The organism is Pseudomonas sp. K5002, assembly GCF_013386655.1.
GTDB lineage: Bacteria > Pseudomonadota > Gammaproteobacteria > Pseudomonadales > Pseudomonadaceae > Aquipseudomonas.
This window is the reverse complement of record NZ_JACARK010001122.1, coordinates 1-1,402: the sequence shown is the minus strand read 5'-3', so window position 1 is coordinate 1,402 and position 1,402 is coordinate 1. Positions and strand designations below refer to the sequence as shown.

The window sequence follows — 1,402 nt, the reverse complement described above, 5'->3', positions numbered from 1 at the left end:
AAAAGCAGCTCTGCTTTCGCCCTGGATCTTGCCTCTGTTTTTAACACTCAAGCCGGCCGGGAGGCCGCTGTGCTTTTGCTTTTGACCTTGATCTGACTGCCCCAATGAGCCCGAGGCCGAACGCAGGCAGTGCGAAGCGGGCCGCTGTAAGAGCGGAACCATAAGCGGCCGTTACCGAAATAACGGATATGCCCCCACCTCAAATCCACCCCAACCAACTCCAATACGTAGCCGCAAATACCAACATCAACCCATATCCAATCAACGTCACCAAAATCCCGACCTTGGCAAACTGCCGCGCCGTAAACGTGCCGGTCCCCAAACACACCATATTCTGCGGCGCATTGATGGGCAGGATAAACCCGTAGCTCATTACAAACCCCAGGAGCATCGTCATCCCCAGCCGACTGAACTCCCCGGGCAACGTCTGCAACACCGCAATCAAAATCGGCAACAACGCCGAGGTCAACGCCGTGGCACTGGCAAACCCCAAATGAATCACGATCAAAAACGCCCCCAGAATCGCAAACACCCCCAGCGTCCCCACCTGGTACAACCCGGTATGCGCCACCACCTGCGATCCCAGCCACTGCCCCGCCTGGGTGGTCAGCAACGCCGTACCCAGGCTGATGCCAACCCCAAACACAATCACCGTGCCCCACGGAATCCGCGACTGCACATCCTTCCAGGTCATCACCCCGATCCCCGGCATCAGCAAGAACACCAGCCCGGCATACGTCGTCGAGGTCGTATCAAAGCTGTGCAACCGCCCCTCAGTCGCCCACGCCAGCAACAGCAGCACCGACACCGTCAGCAAGCGCTTCTGCGGCCCCGTCATCGGCCCGATGTCCACCAGCGATTGCGCCACCGCCTCCTTGCCTCCGGGAATGCTGTCACTCTCCGGCGGCAGCAGCTTCAACACCAAAAACAACAACACCGCCGACATGATCAGCGCCCACGGCGCCCCGGCGATCAACCAGTCGATCCACGACACCCGCTGCCCCAGCATCTTGTCCATGAAGCCAACCGTCAGCAGGTTCTGCGCCGCCGCCGTCTGGATACCGACGTTCCAGATGCTCGTACCCTGGGCCACGACGATCATGATCCCGGCCGCAATATTCGAACGCTTGTCCACGCCAAACGCGGCAATCACCCCCATCATGATCGGCACCACACACGCACTGCGGGCCGTGGCGCTGGGCACCACCAGGCTCAAGAGGATGGTCACGGCAACTGCCCCGACGAGAATGCCCCGGGTGCTGGTACCCACGCGGGTCAGGGTGACCAACGCGATGCGCCGGTCCAGCCCGGTATGGGTCATGGCTGCGGCGATAAACAACGCGCCGGCCACCAGCGCCAGCGCCGGGTTGGAAAACCCCGTCAACGCCATGCTGATGGCCGG

General features: G+C 61.3%; 1 protein-coding gene. It reads right to left on the bottom strand.

Annotated features, from left to right (window positions below):
* Positions 1 to 199: 199 nt before the first annotated feature.
* On the bottom strand, positions 200 to 1,402 hold a 1,203-nt coding region (locus HX846_RS33935; RefSeq protein ID WP_178967122.1), incomplete at its 5' end, for a DASS family sodium-coupled anion symporter.